This is a genomic window from Prolinoborus fasciculus, from assembly GCF_056724605.1.
In genome coordinates, this window is record NZ_JBWZQN010000003.1 from 1 (window position 1) to 19,246 (window position 19,246).

24 protein-coding genes are annotated in these 19,246 nt (G+C 44.9%); 11 read left to right on the forward strand and 13 right to left on the reverse strand.

All coding sequences use genetic code 11. The annotated features are described in order from the left end of the window. A partial coding sequence (locus AC1P5O_RS00925) for a transposase (RefSeq protein WP_499005485.1) occupies positions 1–193 on the reverse strand: 193 nt, incomplete at its 3' end. Between the two features lie 161 nt (positions 194–354). On the opposite strand from AC1P5O_RS00925, the gene AC1P5O_RS00930 reads away from it, so the two are divergent. From AC1P5O_RS00930 to AC1P5O_RS00950, 5 genes are all read left to right on the forward strand, one after another. Next, positions 355–1,494, forward strand: a complete 1,140-nt coding sequence (locus tag AC1P5O_RS00930; RefSeq protein ID WP_138743127.1) for a glycerate kinase — start codon at positions 355–357, stop codon at positions 1,492–1,494. A 152-nt stretch (positions 1,495–1,646) separates the two neighbouring features. Then, positions 1,647–3,635 (forward strand): ATP-dependent helicase, encoded by a 1,989-nt coding sequence (locus AC1P5O_RS00935; RefSeq protein ID WP_138743126.1) that lies wholly within the window; start codon positions 1,647–1,649, stop codon positions 3,633–3,635. Between the two features lie 83 nt (positions 3,636–3,718). Next, complete coding sequence (locus AC1P5O_RS00940) at positions 3,719–3,970, forward strand: RNA recognition motif domain-containing protein (RefSeq protein ID WP_004729489.1); 252 nt, start codon at positions 3,719–3,721, stop codon at positions 3,968–3,970. Between the two features lie 193 nt (positions 3,971–4,163). Continuing rightward, positions 4,164–4,667 carry a DUF6586 family protein gene (locus AC1P5O_RS00945; RefSeq protein WP_138743125.1) on the forward strand — a complete coding sequence of 168 codons (504 nt, stop codon included), beginning with the start codon at positions 4,164–4,166 and terminating at the stop codon, positions 4,665–4,667. 114 nt (positions 4,668–4,781) lie between these two features. Then, a complete protein-coding gene (locus AC1P5O_RS00950; protein WP_004278462.1) occupies positions 4,782–5,060 on the forward strand; it encodes a hypothetical protein in 279 nt (92 codons plus the stop codon). A gap of 260 nt (positions 5,061–5,320) precedes the next feature. Here AC1P5O_RS00950 and AC1P5O_RS00955 read toward each other — a convergent pair whose 3' ends face one another. The 4 genes from AC1P5O_RS00955 to AC1P5O_RS00970 all read right to left on the reverse strand — a co-directional run bounded on the left by AC1P5O_RS00955 (position 5,321) and on the right by AC1P5O_RS00970 (position 9,190). Continuing rightward, positions 5,321–7,036 (reverse strand): cation:proton antiporter, encoded by a 1,716-nt coding sequence (locus tag AC1P5O_RS00955; protein ID WP_004278459.1) that lies wholly within the window; start codon positions 7,034–7,036, stop codon positions 5,321–5,323. Between the two features lie 135 nt (positions 7,037–7,171). Beyond that, a complete protein-coding gene (gene rpmG, locus AC1P5O_RS00960) occupies positions 7,172–7,327 on the reverse strand; it encodes a 50S ribosomal protein L33 (RefSeq protein ID WP_001205031.1) in 156 nt (51 codons plus the stop codon). Positions 7,328–7,339: 12 nt separating this feature from the next. Continuing rightward, positions 7,340–7,576, reverse strand: coding sequence for a 50S ribosomal protein L28 (gene rpmB / locus AC1P5O_RS00965; RefSeq protein ID WP_000048256.1), 237 nt, complete (start codon positions 7,574–7,576; stop codon positions 7,340–7,342). 165 nt (positions 7,577–7,741) lie between these two features. Then, entirely contained in the window at positions 7,742–9,190 is a 1,449-nt protein-coding gene (locus tag AC1P5O_RS00970) for a coniferyl aldehyde dehydrogenase (protein WP_005261753.1), read from the reverse strand. A gap of 115 nt (positions 9,191–9,305) precedes the next feature. Between AC1P5O_RS00970 and AC1P5O_RS00975 the strand changes: the two genes are divergently transcribed. From AC1P5O_RS00975 to AC1P5O_RS00995, 5 genes are all read left to right on the forward strand, one after another. Next, positions 9,306–10,037 (forward strand): TetR/AcrR family transcriptional regulator, encoded by a 732-nt coding sequence (locus AC1P5O_RS00975; RefSeq protein WP_034437998.1) that lies wholly within the window; start codon positions 9,306–9,308, stop codon positions 10,035–10,037. Between the two features lie 47 nt (positions 10,038–10,084). Then, positions 10,085–10,951 (forward strand): formyltetrahydrofolate deformylase, encoded by an 867-nt coding sequence (gene purU / locus AC1P5O_RS00980; RefSeq protein WP_004278437.1) that lies wholly within the window; start codon positions 10,085–10,087, stop codon positions 10,949–10,951. Between the two features lie 192 nt (positions 10,952–11,143). Then, positions 11,144–11,911: an energy transducer TonB gene (locus AC1P5O_RS00985; RefSeq protein ID WP_005267494.1), complete on the forward strand. Its 768-nt coding sequence runs from the start codon at positions 11,144–11,146 to the stop codon at positions 11,909–11,911. Positions 11,912–11,936: 25 nt separating this feature from the next. After that, on the forward strand, positions 11,937–12,560 hold the full coding sequence (locus AC1P5O_RS00990) for a MotA/TolQ/ExbB proton channel family protein (protein ID WP_005250649.1): 624 nt from the start codon (positions 11,937–11,939) through the stop codon (positions 12,558–12,560). Then, positions 12,560–12,964, forward strand: coding sequence for an ExbD/TolR family protein (locus AC1P5O_RS00995; RefSeq protein ID WP_004278434.1), 405 nt, complete (start codon positions 12,560–12,562; stop codon positions 12,962–12,964). The genes AC1P5O_RS00990 and AC1P5O_RS00995 overlap by 1 nt, the downstream gene beginning before the upstream one ends. Positions 12,965–13,027: 63 nt before the next feature. Here the strand turns inward: AC1P5O_RS00995 and msrA are convergent, their stop codons facing one another. The 6 genes from msrA to AC1P5O_RS01025 all read right to left on the reverse strand — a co-directional run bounded on the left by msrA (position 13,028) and on the right by AC1P5O_RS01025 (position 17,528). Then, positions 13,028–13,552, reverse strand: a complete 525-nt coding sequence (gene msrA / locus AC1P5O_RS01000) for a peptide-methionine (S)-S-oxide reductase MsrA (protein ID WP_005267491.1) — start codon at positions 13,550–13,552, stop codon at positions 13,028–13,030. Positions 13,553–13,662: 110 nt separating this feature from the next. Then, positions 13,663–14,124 carry an META domain-containing protein gene (locus AC1P5O_RS01005; protein WP_005267490.1) on the reverse strand — a complete coding sequence of 154 codons (462 nt, stop codon included), beginning with the start codon at positions 14,122–14,124 and terminating at the stop codon, positions 13,663–13,665. A 102-nt stretch (positions 14,125–14,226) separates the two neighbouring features. Next, positions 14,227–15,276: a DUF4105 domain-containing protein gene (locus tag AC1P5O_RS01010; protein WP_080547865.1), complete on the reverse strand. Its 1,050-nt coding sequence runs from the start codon at positions 15,274–15,276 to the stop codon at positions 14,227–14,229. A 23-nt stretch (positions 15,277–15,299) separates the two neighbouring features. Then, the gene (locus AC1P5O_RS01015; RefSeq protein WP_004278430.1) at positions 15,300–15,812 is read right to left on the reverse strand and encodes a dihydrofolate reductase; all 513 of its coding nucleotides are present in this window, start codon (positions 15,810–15,812) and stop codon (positions 15,300–15,302) included. Positions 15,813–16,011: 199 nt separating this feature from the next. Next, the gene (thyA, locus tag AC1P5O_RS01020) at positions 16,012–16,854 is read right to left on the reverse strand and encodes a thymidylate synthase (protein ID WP_138743124.1); all 843 of its coding nucleotides are present in this window, start codon (positions 16,852–16,854) and stop codon (positions 16,012–16,014) included. 182 nt (positions 16,855–17,036) lie between these two features. Further along, positions 17,037–17,528, reverse strand: a complete 492-nt coding sequence (locus tag AC1P5O_RS01025) for a lipocalin family protein (RefSeq protein WP_138743123.1) — start codon at positions 17,526–17,528, stop codon at positions 17,037–17,039. A gap of 424 nt (positions 17,529–17,952) precedes the next feature. On the opposite strand from AC1P5O_RS01025, the gene AC1P5O_RS01030 reads away from it, so the two are divergent. Next, positions 17,953–18,444, forward strand: a complete 492-nt coding sequence (locus tag AC1P5O_RS01030; protein WP_318270398.1) for a hypothetical protein — start codon at positions 17,953–17,955, stop codon at positions 18,442–18,444. Positions 18,445–18,462: 18 nt separating this feature from the next. Here the strand turns inward: AC1P5O_RS01030 and AC1P5O_RS01035 are convergent, their stop codons facing one another. Together AC1P5O_RS01035 and AC1P5O_RS01040 are read right to left on the reverse strand one after the other, a co-directional pair. Then, entirely contained in the window at positions 18,463–18,849 is a 387-nt protein-coding gene (locus AC1P5O_RS01035) for a hypothetical protein (RefSeq protein WP_138743122.1), read from the reverse strand. Beyond that, entirely contained in the window at positions 18,842–19,234 is a 393-nt protein-coding gene (locus AC1P5O_RS01040; RefSeq protein WP_138743121.1) for a hypothetical protein, read from the reverse strand. Before AC1P5O_RS01040 ends, AC1P5O_RS01035 begins: the two co-directional genes overlap by 8 nt. Between the last annotated feature and the right edge of the window lie 12 nt (positions 19,235–19,246).

The window sequence follows — 19,246 nt, forward strand, 5'->3', positions numbered from 1 at the left end:
GCTGCTGTGCTTTAACTGGATTTTGTTGATCTAAGTATTTTTGATACCAAACACGTAGTGTTTCAGGAGTACAGCCAATTTTAGGAGCAATTGCTGTGATTGCAGCCCAATTCGATGGATAATCTTTCTCGGATTCAATCAATAATTGAACCGCTCTTTCTCTGATTTCAGGGGTATATTTTAATTTTGTCATCGGGATAGTCTCTCAGAATATTGACTCTCCGACAAACCCGGTACGGTTCAAACCTTGATTAATGAGATAACTGCAATTGAACTGGGCTGGAAATAAAGACTTGTGGATAGTGCTGGATTTATCCACAATTTAGACTTCATTTGTGGATAAAAGATCACACCATGTCGCTCACCTTTGTGCTTGCTCCTGACTCGTTTAAAGAAAGCATGTCTGCTGCGCAGGTTTGTCAGGCCATGCAACGCGGTATCCAGAACGTCATTCCGGATGCCCACATCATTCATGTGCCAATGGCCGATGGTGGTGAAGGCACGGTCGATGCATTGATTTCAAGTTTAAAGGGGCAAAGTATTGCATGTGAAGTGACCGGACCACTGCCTGAGCAACGTATTCAGACCTATTGGGGTTTGATTGATGCAGGTCAAACTGCTGTGATTGAAATGGCCAAGGCCAATGGCATTCATTTATTGAAGCCTTCACAGCGTAATCCGATGCTCACTTCAACTTATGGCACAGGAGAAATGATCAAACAGGCATTGGACTTGAGTGTGAAAAAAATCATCATGGGGTCGGGCGGCAGTATTACCAATGATGGTGGTGCAGGGATGGCGCAAGCACTGGGTGTGCAGTTTCTAAATCATGCGGGAGAGTTAATTCAGGTCTGTGGTGGAAACTTAGAACTGGTCAAATCAATGGATCTATCCGAACTGGATCCACGTTTAGCAGATACTGAAATAATCATTGCATCGGATGTCAACAATCCACTGTGTGGACCAAATGGTGCATCGATAATCTTTGGACCACAGAAAGGGGCAATGCCTGAAATGGTCAAGCAACTGGATCAAAACTTTGGGTATTTTGCCGATGTAGTCGCTGGGCAGTTTGGCCGTGATTATCGTCATGTTGCAGGGGCTGGTGCTGCCGGTGGACTGGGTTTTGGTTTAATGGCATTCACTGCTGCCTCTATTCGGTCCGGGGTGGAACTGATGATTGAACAGGTTCAACTGAATGAGAAAATAGCGCAAGCAGATTATGTCCTGACCGGTGAAGGTAAAATTGATAGTCAAACATCTTTGGGCAAAACCCCTTTTGGGGTAGCACAGCTCGCCAAGCAATTTAATAAACCGGTAATCGCTTTTGCGGGTCTAATCGGTGAAGGAATTGAGGATCTGTTTGAGTCAGGATTTAGCCAGATTATTGGTATTAATCCACCAGATTGTCCTTTAGAAGAAGCCTTAAAAAATGCAGAAATGAACTTGGAGAAAGCTGTCGCTGAGATAGTTAAAAATCTTTTGACAGAGTGAAAGTATTTCTCTCTCCTGCAATCCAGCACGCCCTGTCGTTAGCTAATATCAAATCAGGAAATAAAATTGGAGACAGTTTCAGGACAACTGAAAAGCCATAATTCTGGAAGCGATCTGTTAAACTACATACATCCACAAAATGATGAGTGAAAATGAGTTTAGCCACCCTGATTGATGAATTAAACCCCCAACAAAAGCAAGCAGCGACCACAGAAGCAAAACACAGTTTGGTGCTGGCCGGGGCAGGTTGTGGCAAAACCAAGACCATCGTGGCACGCGCAGCTTACTTGATTGAACAGGGCGTGCCTGCCAACCAGATTCAGATTCTGACCTTTACCCGCCGGGCTGCCAGTGAAATTGTGGCGCGTGTCGAACTGGCACTTGGTGAAGAAGCCAAGGGACTGCGGGCCTCGACCTTTCATACCTTCTGTATGTATCTGCTGCGCCGTATTCCGAAAGCTTTTGGTCTGGAACAGTTTTCGATTATTGATCGTGATGATCAGCTGATGATGTTCCGCCTGATTCGCGGTCGTGATGACAAGAAAAATCCCAACCATCTGCCTAAGCCTCAGGAACTATGTGATCTATATTCTTTTGCAAGGAATACCCGGCAAAAACTCAGTCTGGCATTAGAAAAACAGATGCCGGAATATCTGGCCTTAAAGGACCAGATTGCCGAGATTATGAAAGAGTACGAAGCACGTAAGCAGGCACGCAGCTTTCTGGATTATGATGACATTCTGGCGGTAGTGGCTACGGCGCTGGCACAGTCCGAAGGTCTGGTCGACTATGTCGCTTCAATCTGTCGACATATGCTGGTCGATGAAATGCAGGATACCAATCCATTACAATGGGCTTTGCTCGAACCACTTAAAGACCGGATCAGCCTGTTTTGTGTCGGTGATGATGCCCAGTCGATTTATGGCTTTCGTGGTGCAGACTTTGAAAATATTCACCATTTCAAAGAACGTGTGCCAGATGCGCAGATTTTCAAATTAGAAAAGAACTACCGCTCGACCCAGGAAATTCTCGATCTGTCTAACTGGCTGCTGGATCAGTCTGAAATCAAATATGACAAACGTCTAGAAGCTTATCGCGGAGAAGGTGTAAAGCCGCGTATGCATATCTTCCCGAATGAGTTTGATGAAGCCAAATGGATTGCGATTGATATTAAAGAACGCCATTATCTGCAAGGCAGCAAATGGGGCGAGCATATGGTGCTGGTTCGTTCCAGCTTTGCCGCGCGGCACATTGAAGCGGCCTGTATTGCAGCCAATGTACCGTATCGCTTTATTGGTGGCATGAAGCTGCTGGAAACTGCGCATGTCAAAGATTTGCTCAGCATGCTGCGGGTGGTGGCCAATCCACTAGATGATATTGCCTGGATGCGTTTCTTAACCCTGTGGAATGGTGTGGGTGATGTTGGTGCTAGCAAGCTATCGCAGCAGTTATTGGCTGAACCGGAAATGGATCAGATTGCAAAGAAATTAGAACAGTTTGGCAAGATACCGCTAGAGACTATTCTGATCATGCAGCAGATGAGTGTGCTCAAAGGCGAAGTGCAAGCTTGTGTCGGTCTGGCGATTCAGGCGATTGAATCTCAACTGGCAGAAAACTATAAAAAGGATTGGCCACGTCGCCAGAGTGATTTTGAACTGGTCAAACAGCTGGCCTCCAAACATTCGCAGCTGAGTGAATTTTTAGAGGAATATGTACTGGATCCGGTGTCAATTTCGGAAATTGAACGCCAGTCGGATCATGATGTGGTGACCTTAATCACCATTCACTCGGCCAAAGGCACCGAGCAAAATGTCTGTTATGTAGCCAATGTCACGCCGGGGAATTATCCGCATGCACGTGCCCAAGGTGATTTTGATGATGTCGAAGAAGAGCGTCGTGTGCTGTATGTAGCATTGACCCGGGCAAAAAATGAATTGATTCTGACCAAACAGAACCTGAATCATTGGGCGCGGGAAACGGTCGATGAGCAGGGGCGTAAAGTCGAAAGCTATTTCCTGAATGATCTTACCCGGCAGTTATGCACTACAGAAACCCATTACAAAACCCGGCAGCAAACCGTCAAAAGTGCCTTGATTGAACGCAAGTCGATTAATTTAGATTTTGGGATTGATCTCGATTAAACTATAGCAAAGTGGTTTCATACAAAAAGTAGAGTAGGCGCGTGCTTTTTGATATTTTTTGCCTATCTTCTTAAGGTTGTAAGATGAAAATTTTAGTTCGTAATTTAGAACGTACGGTCACAGAAGCCGAATTGCTGAAACTGTTCCAGGAATATGGCACAGTGGAGACCTGTACTTTGGTGCTTGATGCAGCAACAGGCAAATCAAAAGGTTTTGCTTTTGTAGAAATGCCACATGGCCGTGAAGCAGTCAAAGCCATTAAAGGCCTGAACACTTTGCGTCTGCACGGACATGGGATCCGTGTGAAAGCCGCAGAAGATAAGCCTCAGGCTTAAATTCAAAAAAGGAGCACTTGATAGGCTCCTTTTTTATGGCTGAAATTTAGTATCGCTGTACTTAATTAGTGAGCTCAATGCTCTGAATTTCAGTGCTGGATGGATTCAGCCTAAACATCTTTTGATTGCGAAATGCAGGCGAACCTTTTACTTTATAAAAGCCAAAATTTGTTTTAAACCTTAGGAAATCTCGATGACCCGTGTTGCTCGCTATCATGCGGACCGTACCAATCAAAAACTGTATTTTGCCCGTCTTTCCTGTCAGCAGGCCGAGCAAACCGAACATGTACAACAGGCTCAGGCACAACGTGAAGCAACTGTGTTTCATTTGCATGGTGCCTTGTTAGCATTTTTACAGGAACTGGTGCGTTATTATCGCCTGAATGATCCTAATCCAACCCTGAAATCAATTGAAGAACTGATGGCGGCCAAAGGCCAGATTTCGCCAGAAGTGGCTGTACTGCAACATTTGTCCAAAAGCGGTTTCATTGCTGAACTGAAGCGCGCCTACCGTTTATGCCAATATGCGCCGGAACCAAGTACACCAGAACCTGAAGACGAAACCTCTTCAAATCTCATCATTAAAGTCACACAGTCTCCACAAGCATGGTTACCTGATACTGCTATATTGAGAGAATGGCATCGTGACCTGACACAATTAATTGATGGGTTTCGTAATGAGATGATTGAATTTTAATCGGATAGGCTGTGCTTGCTGTACTTGAAATTACAATTTTTAACCCTATATCAATTACTCTAATGATGCAAAGTGCACTCGGCTCTTTGCCACCATGTTGAACATGGAGGATATATGTCTATAGAACAGTTGAAAGATTTATTTGGTAATCAAGACGCGATTTTAGAACTCGTTCAACTTGAAGGTGGCGCGTTGGCTCTACGCAATGCAGGCTCACATAAACAGCCTTTGGTCATGATTCAATTTAATGATGAGGTGAAAGCTCTACTTGGAGAGCAGACGCCCGTGATTGCGCAACAGATGATTCAGGCAGCACTCTATGGTTTGCTGGAACAGCAGGTCAATGAATGGCAGGCTGAAGTTGTGGATGAAGAACCAAAGTATATGAGTTAATCGTTGAAATTTATTTAGAAAGCACACTATCGGTGTGCTTTTTGAGTGTTATAGGTTATTAAATTAGGCAGATTTTAAGTATCACAAAACGTTCATTTAAAATGAAGATGAAGAAATCAGTATTTTAAAATTTAAGTCGTGAGCAGTCTGAAACCAGTGTATTAATAAAATCTTTGGCTCAGAGATATATTGATGTCCATAAAAAAAAGTTGCCAGATCCGGCAACTTTTTTTTATTCAGTGTTTATTCAAAGAAAAACTTTAATGAGAAGGCGTATGCTGATGCGCGATCTCAATCTGGTTCAAAATATGATTGCTCATATTTTTCGCCATTTCTTCTTTGGCATAATAAACTGCACCGACATTATCCCGACGAATGGCTTCAGCTTCTTCCTTGCTTTCTGCACAGACCAGTACCTGAATTTGTGGATTCAAGGTCTTGGCAATGTCCACAATTTTATGAATATCGATGATATCCATAGGGGAGATGACCAGTAAGCGCGCATGTTGAATATGTGCCTGAATCAGTACTCCGGCTTCAGTGGCAACACCAGACACCGCAGCAATACCTTTTTCACGCAGATTTTCGACGATGTCACGGTTTTCTTCGGCAATGACCACCTTGATATTTTCTTCCATCAATGAGCGGGTAATGCGACGTCCCACCTCACCATGGCCAATAATGACCACCTGATCGCGCAGGTAATCCTGTGAGACTTCATCCGGTAACATTGCCAAAGGGTCACCACTGCGTTCCAGTAAGCGGGCCAGAGTCGAGCGTTCCCGAATCCATTTCTGTACCGGCTCAATCGCGGAAAAGATAAAGGAGTTAAGCGTAATCGAAATTAAGGCACCTGCCAGAATCAGGTTTTGACCTTCCAGCGAAAGCAGATTGAGCGAAACACCGAGTGCAGCCAAAATAAAGGAGAACTCACCAATCTGTGCCAGAGAAGCACCGACGGTCAAAGCGGTATTGATCGGATAACGGAAGAACAGCACGAGTGCCATCGCGGCAATAGTCTTACCAATCATGATAATTGCGACTACGGCCAGCACATGTAAAGGTTGTTCCAGCAAAATGCGCGGATCAAACAGCATGCCGACGGAAACAAAGAATAAAATCGAGAAAATTTCACGCAGTGGCAAAGTTTCCTCTTCGGCGCGATGACTAAAATCGGACTCTTTCACCACCATTCCGGCAAAGAAAGCACCCAGTGCCATCGACACGCCAAAGACTTTATAGGCACCAAAGGCGATTGAAACGGCGGCAGCCACCACTGTTAAAGTAAACAGCTCACGTGAACCAAGACGTGCCACGACCTGTATGATCATCGGAATCAAGCGTTTACCAATAATCAGCATGAAGGCAATAAAGCCTGCGACTTTAAGTAAGGTAATCCCTAAGGTAAGCCAGATATTCTCATCGCTTGCGCCTTCCAGCGCCTGCCCACCTAAAAGTACCGCAGTGGCAGGTAACAGTACCAGCGCCAAGACCATGACCAGATCTTCGACCAGCAACCAGCCAACAGCAATCCGGCCATTGATCGAATCGAGCAGGCCACGATCACCAAGGGCTTTGAGTAGAACCACGGTACTGGCACAGGACAGGCTTAGGCCGAAGACCAGCGCTGAACCAAAGCTCCAGCCCCACAGCATCGAAACTCCGACTCCGAGCAAGGTGGCAACTGCAATCTGTAAAATCGCACCAGGCAGGGCAATCCGGCGGACCTGCATCAGATCATTTAGGGAAAAATGCATTCCGACGCCAAACATCAGGAACATGACGCCTAATTCTGCCAACTGGTTGGCCAGATGAATATCACCGACCACACCGGGCGTGTGGGGACTAATCAGAATGCCGGCAATGAGATAGCCGATCAAAGGGGGGAGACGTAGCCGTGCAGCGAGATAGCCAAAGACCAAAGCTAAGCCAAAACCAACAGCCAGTAATATAATGAGCTCTACGTCATGTGGCACTAAATACTCCTTTAGCTAGGTTTGTTGGGAAATAAGCACAAAAAGTGCCAAAACATGCAGAAAGTTTATCAAGCTGGATAAAAAAAGTGCAAAAAAAAACGACCCGCAAAGGTCGTTTTTTTAAAGAAACTAAAATTATTTGATTTTAGCTTCTTTGAAGATTACATGTTGACGGATTTTTGGATCAAATTTTTTGATTTCCATTTTTTCCGGCATAGTACGTTTGTTCTTAGTCGTGGTATAGAAATAACCTGTACCAGCTGAAGAAACTAAGCGAATTTTATCACGCATGGTTCAGACTCCTTAGATCTTTTGACCTTGAGCACGTAGGTCAGCAACAACCTTTTCAATGCCCAATTTGTCGATAATACGCATACCTTTAGTGGTTAAACGAAGACGTACAAAACGTTTTTCGCTTTCTAACCAGAAACGGTGGTGGTGCAGGTTCGGCTCGAACCGGCGCTTAGTTTTGTTGTTGGCGTGTGAGACGTTGTTACCAACGACTGGACGCTTGCCGGTAACTTGGCAAACCTTAGACATGGTGTAACTCCATTGATTTAGCCAACAGCAAATCTGTATGGCCAGTCAAAAATAAACGGATTGAAATCATTCAAGGGGCGTTTTATATCAAAAATGCGCTTAAAAGACAAGCGATTTTCGTCAAAACGCGGCACGAACTATATCGATAGCTCATGCCTTGATCATTTAGCGGAGAAGTGTCTTCGAAATCAGCTTGTGAATCGGTTTATTGAACGGTGGCAGAATGTATTTCAAGCTATAAAGCTTTGGATTCGACATTACTGAGCGTTCATGCGACAAACTGAAGAAGCCTTCTGGGCCATGGTATTTCCCCATACCTGATGCACCGACACCCCCAAATGGTAGATCGTCCTGCGCAACATGGGTCAGTACCGTATTTTGCCCGAAATGCCCTGAATGGGTACGCTGTGCGACATAATCGGCACGCGCCTGATCAAAGTCGAAGTAGTATAAAGCAAGTGGGCGTGGACGGCTATTAATAAAGTCGATGACATCGTCAATTTGATCATATTCCATGATCGGTAACAGTGGGCCAAAGATTTCATGCTGCATGATCTGCATCATCGGGGTGACATTGGTCACGATGGTCGGTGCAATCTTGCGCAGATCAGCCGAGTTTTCACTGCGTGGATTAATTTCAATAACTTGCGCACCCTGTTCGCGAGCATCATCCAGATAACCTTGCAGACGGTTATATTGTTTGTCATTGATAATCGAGGTGTAATCCTGATTATGGGTGATATCCGGATACATGCTTTCGACACAGGCTTTAAAATGGTCAATAAACTCAGCCGTCTTGCCACGAGGCAGGAACATATAATCTGGCGCTACACAGGTCTGACCGGCATTCCACAGTTTGCCCACCGCAATCCGCTGCGCAACATCACGTAGATCAATTGATGGATGCACCAGTACTGGCGATTTACCGCCCAGTTCCAGAATCACCGGCACCAGATTTTCGGCAGCGGCTGCCATGACGGTTTTACCGACTGCAGTTGAGCCGGTGAAAATCAGTTTATCGAAAGGCAAACGACAGAAAGCATCTGAAATCACACCGCCACCATTCACCACAGCGACCAATTCTTTAGGGAAGGCTTCAGCCAAAGCTTTTTCTAAAACTTCACCAAAGGCAGCGGATGCACTGGAAATTTTGATCATGGCATGGTTGCCGGCCGCCAGTGCGCAAATCAGGGGGCCAATCGACAACAACAGCGGATAGTTCCATGGTGCGATAATCCCAACCACGCCTAAAGGCTGATATTGTACCCAGGCTTTAGCCGGCTGATGAATAATGCCGACATGACGCTTGGAAGGTTTCATCCATCGGGTCAGGTTTTTGCTGTAATATTTGATATGTTCCAGACAGGTGAGCAGTTCACCAATCTTGGTTTCCCCGATTGAACGGTTACCATAGTCCTGATTAATTGCATCAGCAAATTGATCTTGATACTTAACTAAGATACGCTTAAGTCGAGCTAAACGATCGATACGTTCCTTTGCAGTCGGCAGAGGGTAGTGTAAGTAAGCGTGTTTTTGTTGCGCCAAGACTTCATTCAAATATTGGCTATCAAAAAAATGTGGTGTCATTGATGTTGTTTTTGTGTGACTGTTCATGCCGCACTACCATTATTCAAAAATCGATTAATTAATTTTTAGAGCAAATACTCTAATTAGTCAAGTGACTTTGTGTGTTAGCCTGCTAATGCATGAACTGAATGGTTATTTTAGGATGTCCCAAACCAAAACCTTAAAAACTAAAGAGCGTATCTTGCAGCTCAGTTTGCAGCTGTTTAACGAGCGTGGCGAACGATCGGTAACCACCAATCACATTGCGGCTGAACTCGGCATGAGCCCGGGTAACCTGTATTATCATTTCCGCAATAAAAATGAAATTATTAAAGAATTGATGGAACAGTACCAGCATCAGACCCTGGAAATGCTGGCGCTGCCGGATGACCGTGCACTGGATGCCAATGATAAGGTGCATTATTTTCAGGTGCTGAGCAGCCAGTTATGGGCTTACCGTTTCCTGCATCGTGATGTCTATCATCTGGTAGAAAATAACGAAGATTTTCGCAAGATGTATCCACGCTTTGCCGGACAGGTGATGCAGCAGGGCCAGAAAATTTATAAAGGCTTTGTTAATGCAGGCCTGATGGACATGACCGATTCAGAAATTGAAGCCCTGATCATTAACCTGTGGATTGTACTGACCAACTGGACCAACTTCCTGTATATGTCGGGTCATCTGACCGATTCCAATACGCTGGAAGAAAAATGGGTCTGGCAGGCACTCCGTCAAATGGTATTCCTAGAAGGGGCGTATTTACGTGGTGAAAGTCGTCAAACCTATGAAGGTTTATTGAGTAGTTTGGGCTCTTCGGAACTTTTTGCCAGCCTGTCGTCATCTAAAGATTCTGAATCTGAACAAACTATTCAGAATATCCAAGAAACGCGCTAGAATACTCGGCTTATTTTTAATTTAACTGATTAGTGACTTAAACCAACATGAATATGACGACTGCTAACACCGCACGTTTATTGATTACTTGTGAAGACAAGCCGGGCATCGTGCAGGCTGTTTCGAGCTTCTTGTATCATCAAGGTGCCAACATTACTGCGCTTGACCAATATGCGACAGCAGCGCAGGGCGGACGTTACTTCATGCGCGTTGAATTTGAATTAGATAATCTTCAAAGTCGTAAAGAAAGTATTACCCAGACTTTTGCAGCCAATGTGGCAGAACGCTATGGCATGCAATGGCGTCTGGCTCTGGTCAGTGACGTGAAAAAAGTCGGTATTCTGGTGTCTAAAGTCGATCATGCCTTGCTTGAGCTGTTATGGCGTCATGCGCGTGGTGGTCTGCCTTGTGAAATTACCAAAGTAGTATCGAATCACGAGACTTTACGCGAAGCAGTTGAAAATTTTGGCATTCCATTCGAAGTTGTGCCGGTGACCAAAGACAACAAACCTGAAGCTTATGCAGAAATCGACCAGTTGATGCAGGGCAATGACCTGTTGGTGCTGGCGCGTTATATGCAGATTCTGGATGAAGAATTTGTCAGCAAGTGGGAAATGAAAGTGATCAACATTCACCATTCTTTCCTGCCGGCTTTTGTAGGTGCCAATCCGTACAAACAGGCCTATGAAAAAGGCGTGAAGCTGATCGGTGCAACTGCGCACTATGTGACTGCTGATCTGGATCAAGGTCCGATTATTGAGCAGGATGTGGAGCGCGTGAACCATGACTTTACTGTTGAGCAGTTACGTGAACTCGGTCAGGACGTGGAACGTAATGTATTGGCCCGTGCGGTAAAATGGCATTTGGAAGACCGTATTATTGTCGATGGCAACAAGACTGTCGTGTTCCAATAAGACTTGCATTGAGTTTTAAAAAGGCATACTTTTAGTGTGCCTTTTTTGTTTTGATGCAAAAAAAGTCAGTCAAAGGTAGGATTAGCGGTTGCAAATGAAAACACTTCTCATTTATTATTGGCATACTTTAATTGTGCTAACCGATGAGCTTGATAGTTTGTTCCACATCATCTCCTCAAGGTAATAGATTTAATGAGTCAAGTTGCTGCGCCCCAAATGCCTACACCGCCAAATCAGATGAAAAAGAAAGTCATCTCTATCGTGGCGGCTGTACTGGTTGGGCATGTGGGTGTGTTATATGCGATCAGCCAGATGAAAGCACCTGAGCTGGCACCCATTGATAAGCAACCCTTAAAAGTGCGCTTTGTAAAACTCCAGGAAGCGCCAAAACCTTTACCGCCAAAGCCGAAGGCCGAGCCACAAAAAGAGCCGCCTAAGCCAAAAGAAGTCAAAATTGTCGATAAACCGCTGCCACCACCACCGAAAAAAGTAGAAAAAATCGAGCAGGTGAAAAAGGCTGAAGAGCCAAAAGTGGTTAAAGCACCGCCAGTTGAAGCAAAACCAACCCCAAGTCCGGTTGTACCGACAGTGGTCACTGAAACTAAAGTTAAACCGGCACCTGCTCCAGTCGCGCCACCTGCGCCTGTGGCACCGCCAGCACCTGCTGCGCCGCCATCCCCGAAAAGTGTATCGATTGGTGGGGGCGTGTCCTGGCAGCGTTCACCAAAAGTCTCACTCTCTGCAGGTGAATTAAAATCAGCCTGTTCACTGGTAGTAGATGTTTCAGCGAATGAGCAGGGTAAAGTAGTTTCTGCGACTGCACGAAATTCAAGTTGTAGCCCGGCGGTAACGCGCAAAGTAGAAGCGGCGGTACGTCGTGCACAACTCACCAAATATGTTGAAAATGGTGTGGCTTATCCAACCCGTGTGGAACAGCCTTTCGATTTTCAGGTTAAATAACGGCTCACCCATTAGGAGTTCGAATATGAACTTTTCAGTTTATTGGCAACACGCTGATGCAGTCAGTAAAACGCTGTATTTCGTGTTATTGGCAATGTCGATTGCGACATGGACCATTTTTGTGCTGCGTTTGATGGGCACTCGCCAACTGAAACAGATTGCCTATGCTCAGTTATCTAAGGCATTGGAACAACTGAAAACCAAACTGGCTCCTTTGGGCTTTGAACAGCGTAAAGCAGTGGCAGAACAGGCGCTGTTACGCCAGATTTCAGCAGAAAAAGCCAATGCCGAAAAAGGTGTATCAGTTCTTGGTACGATTGCCTCAATTTCACCATTTGTCGGTTTGTTCGGTACGGTATGGGGCATCTTCCATGCGCTGGTTGCTGTTGGTAAAAGTGGTCAGGCTGGTCTGGCACAAGTGGCAACTCCAGTCGGTGAAGCATTGATTATGACTGGCTTAGGTCTGGCAGTCGCGATTCCTGCGGTACTGGCTTATAACATCTGTGTCCGTGCTAATCGTGGCTTGGCACACGAGTTACAGGATCAGGCACACGGTCTGTTGATTGATACCATGCTGCAACAGGAATCTGCTGCAAAAAAGTCTGATGAAAAAGTAACACAACAGAGTTTCGTGGGAGGTCAAGCTTAATGGCTTTTCAACTGGGTGAAGACAACGATGTAGGCATGAATGAGATGAACCTCATTCCCCTCATCGACATTATGTTGGTATTGATGATCATCTTTCTGGTGACAGCGACCGTTGCGAACCCATCAATTCCATTAACCTTGCCACAAACGACTGCGGAGATTATCGATCTGCCGCCTGAAAATGTCACGATTAGCATCAATGCCGAAGGTGACATTGCCTGGAATGGTGATGTATTGACGCTGGAACAGCTCGAAACCCGTTTTAATGAAGCGGGCCAAGCTGAACGTCAGCCGACCATTGTGTTGAAAGCGGATAAAGAATCACGTTATGACTCGGTGGCGCAAGTCATGTCGCGTGCGAGTGGAGCCGGACTCAGCGATATTGCCTTTGCAACCGATAACTAAGATTCTGAGAGTAAAAAAGCGACTGATTGCAGTCGCTTTTTTTATGCCCATTTTTCGTGAATCTTAATGGGTTTTTAATAGGGTCGTAAATTTGCTGCGTAATTTATTCAATTTTGGCGGAATGGCAAAATTGCAATAGCCCTGGGTCGGGTTCTTGGCAAAGAAGTTTTGATGATAGTCTTCCGCCGGATAGAAAGTTGGAGCAGGGCTTAGTTCAGTCACCACATTGATGCCATCGGCTTTCAGAGCATCGATTGCCTGCTGCGCCTGTTGCTGCTGTTCATCATTCAGATAATAAATCACAGAACGGTACTGGGTGCCGACATCATTGCCCTGACGGTTTAATGTGGTTGGATCATGGGTCGCAAAAAATACATCAAGCAACTGGGTATAGTTAACCTGGTTTTCATCGAAATCGATCAGAATGACTTCGGCATGGCCGGTATTGCCTCCGCAGACATCATCATAGTTTGGCTCAGTCGTATGACCACCTGCATAACCGCTGACGACCTGCTGAACCCCTTGGATCTGTAAAAATACGGCTTCAGTACACCAAAAGCATCCCCCACCGAAAAGTGCCTGTTGCATGGTTGATTCCTCATTCAATTAAATAACTCAATTGGGCTGATGGTTAAATTCCAGCTCATCAGTATGAAAGATAAAAAAGCCTGTCCATACAGGCTTTTTGTAGGGATGTATTAACGCGGCTGAGCAGCACTTTCTAGCTGGATCAAGAGATTCCCATGGCGATCCAGTAATTTTAAGGTTTTAGCAAATACCTGATAATGCGTCACTTTGGCTAAAGCTTCATTAAATTTCTGATCAAGCTGATCGTTGTTCATACAGGCCATACGGGTAGTGGCCATCTGGCTCAGGGTCAGCGTGTCTTTTGCTGCTGTGTAGCTGCCCATAATCCGGTTACAGCTATCTGAACCTGAAACGCGCTGGGTACTGGCATCAAATTGCAGACTCGGAACATTGCGTGCGGTTGGCGCAGTCTTGATTTCAGTATTACCAATCTGGGTCGCAATCCAAGTACGATTTTGCAAAAGTTGTAAATGATTCGCGGTTTGTGTCGTGGCTGTATTGGGCACAGTTTCGCAGCCCATGACCGTTAGAACCGAGCCTAAAATCGCGATTGCAGTTAATTTTTTTAGCATGAGAGATACTCTGATCATTGACTAGCTATTTGTATATAAACAAAAAAATGATCAAGGTTCCAGTTGATTTTGTATCTTTATTGAAGTGGATTTGCTACACAGTTATCGCATGTCGGGTTTTGGTAGGCCCTGCCGGATCAGGCGTGAATAGTCCTGACTGGAGAGATTAGCGGTGCGTTCTACCCGTGGATTGACATGTGCCCGTTGATACCAAGTGTGCATATCCCAAGACTGTTCCAGTACTTTAAGATCATAGAGATAATTCGGTAAATAGCCGGAGGCCAGCAACCGGTAATCTGAGGGTAGCTGTTGTTGCGATATCGCCTGAACCATATCAAAGACTAGTGTGGTGCAATTACTGGTCAGGGTATTGTACCATTTTGGCTTTTGGGCCAGCTCATCGGCCTGACGCAGATATTCCTTGAATAGCGCTTTAGCCTGAGCTTGCGGCATTTTGACTGGGAAAAAATAGACCTGTTCACCACGGACATTGCTACGGGTATAGACAATATCCTTTTCATCCGATGCGACCAGACTCAGTTCATATTTTCGGAAAAAGCCACCAATCGCTGAAAACTCTTCATTCTTTTCCTTGCGGATTTCAATCGAGAAGGTGAGTGGCTTTTGATTGGCAAAATCGAAGCTGACCAGGGTATGGGCAATTTTAGGCCCCATCCAGTAGGAAGTAATGATGTTCACGCCAGTAATCTGATTCAGATCAAAACTGCGGCTTTCCCAGCGTTCGATATAGCGACCATCGGCCTGCCAGTCAAAGTTGCGGATATTGTGTAAGGTAACCTGATCGCCTTGCTGCTCATAATGCAGAAGCTGGGAAACCTCAGGATTCCACTCTCGATCCTGACGCGCTTCCAGACTGAAATATCCTAGCAGACAGAATAAAAAGGCCAGAAGATAAAGAACGCTATCCACTTGGCGGGAGATCAGATGCCGGGTGAAATAAATCCCGAGAACGACCAGCGCAAAGGTCAGCCAGAGTCCAATCAGCATCAAGCTGCCGATTTTTCCGAGGGGTTGATGAACCCAGAGCATCAGGCTGAACCACAGGCTCGACAGAAGGACGAATAAAGTAAACAGGCTGCCCAGTAGCCACAGACTCCAATGTCTGGAGATGTATTCGCGTCCCTGCATCATCACTTTTTCATGAGAAATAGGCTTTATTTTCTGTAGGTTGCGAACTCAAAAGCAATGCCGGTTTTGTCGTCGATATGTTGCTCGGCAGCGACTTTTTTAAATTCTGCTGGAATCGCTGGATAATAGGCATCGCCCTGTACATCCAGTTCGACATGGGTCAGTTCCAGACGGTCTGCAATATCCATAGTCTGTTTAAAGATTTCACCACCACCAATGATGAAAATGGTTTCAGGTTTTTCTGAAGCCTTTACATCTGCAACGGCCTGACTCAGCGCATCTTCAATGCTATAAGCGACTTTGGTGCCTGCAAATGCCCAGTCTGGATCACGGGTAATGACCCAGTTCACGCGTTTAGGCAAGGTACGTCCCATCGATTCTAGTGTCTTGCGACCCATCACCACCACACCGCCTTGGGTGATTTCCTTGAAGTGTTTCAGGTCGGCAGAGATATGCCAAGGTAGGTCATTGCCCTTGCCGATACAACGCTGCTGATCCATGGCAACGACGTGTACAACTTCTAAATCTTGAAATGACATGTATTGAATCCTTCTTATCAAGCCCAAAGTCCTTCGTGTAATTTTTTACTGGTACGAAAGAAAGGTTAAAAATCTATATTGATTGCCTTCATGCTTTAGGGCTAGGAATAATTTTGAAAGGAGTTGGCGATTTACGTGTGGTAAAAAACCTCTTCCTAGCCCTCTCCTAGGAAGAGAGGGAACTTTATAATAAAGAACATTAAACAGCGACAGGGGCTTTAATTCCTGGATGAGATTCATAACCGACAATTTCGATATCTTCAAATTTGAAATCGAACAGGTCTTTAATCTCGGGATTTAGTTTTAATTGACAGAGGTCGAGTGGCTCACGGCTAAGCTGCAACTGTGCTTGTTCAAAATGGTTGCTGTACAAGTGGGTATCGCCACCAGTCCAGACAAAGTCACCAACATCCAGATCACAGACTTGCGCGATCATATGCGTCAACAAAGCATAGCTGGCAATATTAAATGGCACACCCAAAAATACATCAGCACTGCGCTGGTACAACTGACAAGACAATTTGCCATTGTGTACAAAGAACTGGAACAGGGTATGGCAAGGTGGTAATGCGACCTGATTCGCTTCATTCGGGTTCCAGCCAGAGACAATCAGACGGCGTGAATTTGGATTGGTTTTAATTTCATTGATCAACCATTTGATCTGGTCAAAACCATCTTGGTTATAGCTATTGTCTGCATTTTTGCTGGCACCAAAATTACGCCATTGGTGACCATACACTGGGCCTAATTCGCCTTCAGGACGGCCAAAACGCGCAGTCTGTTCTGCGGTCGCCCATTCATCCCAAATCGAGACTTTATTGTCTTTTAAATACTGAACATTGGTATCACCTTTCAGAAACCATAACAATTCAATCACGATAGAACGGAAATGAACTTTTTTGGTGGTGAGTAAAGGGAAACCTTGGGAAAGATCAAAGCGCATCTGATGACCAAATACCGAACGTGTACCTGTACCGGTACGGTCGCCTTTATCGCCGCCGTTGTCGAGGATATGTTGTAAAAGGTCAAGATATTGGCGCATAGTTCTCTCTATTTGAATCTGTTGAAAATCGCCGTTTTAACAGCAGAATGGATTATTTTATAATCACTTTTCTGTCGAAAGGGACAATTTAAATTGCGCACATCATAGCATTTTTTGATGAGCTTTCATCGCCCAAATTGAGAATAAAAAAGACCTCCTGATGGAGGTCTTCTGATTGCAGTTTAAGCGGTTTTATGGCCAGTATGGACTGTATGAATCAGATCAGACAGATCATAACCCAAGGATTCTGCATAACTTAAATATTCGCGTTGAGTCGCTTCGTCCAGACTGGTACCGCGATGCAATAACCATAAATATTCTTTATTCGGCTCGCCTACAAGCGCAGTTTGATAATCGGGGTCGATTTTTAATACCCAGTAATCGCCCTTGGTAAACGGAATCCATCGCAGGCCTTCAGGTAAAAAGCTGACTTCAAGCTTGGCATGCTCTGCATCGACAATGGTCGCTTCAGCAATAGCTTCATCCAGTTTACCATCGCCATCCAGACAACGGTTTTGAATCCGAACCTTGCCATTTTCATTCAAGCTATATACCGCAGAAATATCGGTGCTGTCTTCAGGTTGATGTTTCATCGGCAAGCGTGCAATTTCATACCAGGTGCCTAAATATTGTTCTAAATTAAAATTTGAAACGGCACTTAAAGTCTGACTCATTTTTCTTCTCCGTTTAGTTCAATATTTAAAAATGCCGCATCAGTGTAATACAGGGTGCAAAGCTCAAAATGATGTAATCATGTAGTGAAATGTTGTCTGAAAATGGCCGAGTTACAGATTAAATCCATAGGGTTTGAGTAGAATAAAATAACGGCTCATTTTCTCTATTTCAGGCTGAAAAGGCTTTGCAAGGCGTCGAAGTTAGCTTTGCTTTACATTTTTTTTGCAAAGATGATGGGTTTTGTAACTGTATGAGAAAGAACGGCTTAATTTGAATGCCGGAAAAATAGACAAATTTATTTACATTTTTAATGTGAAAGATAACATTTAAACGACTAGTATTCTCGGCTTGTTAACAATATGAAAGCCTAAATTACAGGCGAGGAGCGGTTGGTAAGGCATGATCTATGATCATCAAGTAAACATGAGCGAAGTATATGCTCCTGTCCAAGCGAATATCATGGTGCGTTCCCAATCGGAGCAAAGACCTAAAAAGTCATCCCAAAAAGCCACTGTCCGTAACGCTTCAGGCGTAAGCAATGGCCACCGTATCAATATCGAGAAATTTACCAGTTATCTGCAAGGCATTACCCGAAATACCAGTACACAGAAATGTGCGCGCAGTATTCGTGTCGGTCTGCAATCCTCTGGTGCGAAAATTGTGAACCATCCGGTCGCAGCGGCAGATTGGGGAAGTACCCTGATGCAGCTGGGCTATAAGAAAATTAATGCTTCTTTTGATCGGCCGAAAAAAGGCGATATCTATATTATTGACCGTACTCAGGGACATAAATATGGACATATCGCGGCTTATTCAGGTAGTGCCTGGGTATCGGATTTTAAACAGCGAGATCATGCGGTTTATCGCAATAAAAACGTGACTTATAGTTACTATCGTCTGGAAACTTACTTCTAAGAAAACACTGCGAAGTGATCAGTCCTCAAAACGCTTCGCACGGCTTTCATAGATTGAAACGATAAATAATCCAATCGCGGCAAAGCCAAGACATTGCAGACCCAAGGCAAATTTGCCCCATTGCTGGTGCTGTTCTGGTAAATAGCCAAACAGGGTAATTAAGGCAATGATGGGAATGACCCGGCTCAAGGCGCTAAAGCCATTTGCATAGGGATTGGATTTTGAGATTTTCAGGCGGAAATGGTGCAGTAAATGCACGACAATTCCAATCGCTAAACTCACCCCCACAAATACCGGATCTAACTGGGCCACAGTCGATGCTGTATAAATCAAAATACAGGTCGCGATGATGACGATGAGTTTGATTTGACGGGTACAGCGTTCCGAATACCAGAACTCAAGCACGGGGTGAACCCTCATCTGATTTGTTCTGATTGAGCAGGGATAGTGGAGAAAACAGGCAAATCGCCAGTGCCATAAATGCAATGCCTTGTGCACCCGGAATCAGGATTTCGCCCTGTTGCATATTCATAAAAACTAAAGCAATCAATAAGGCAATTGGAATCCAGGTCAGTAATCTATACAGCAAACCGGTCGGGTTTTTGCTGGCAAAGTGGATTTTGCAGTAACGGCAGATCAGAAAAATGATGCCGGTCCCGACAAACATCAAAATCGAATCTAAGGGCAGTGGTTGCATCCAGTACAAGCCTGCAGCTGTCGCTGCAATCACAATAAAGATCAACAGTTTTTTGAGAACAGATACCTGCGGATTAAACCAGAACTCAAGCATAATGATGAAAGA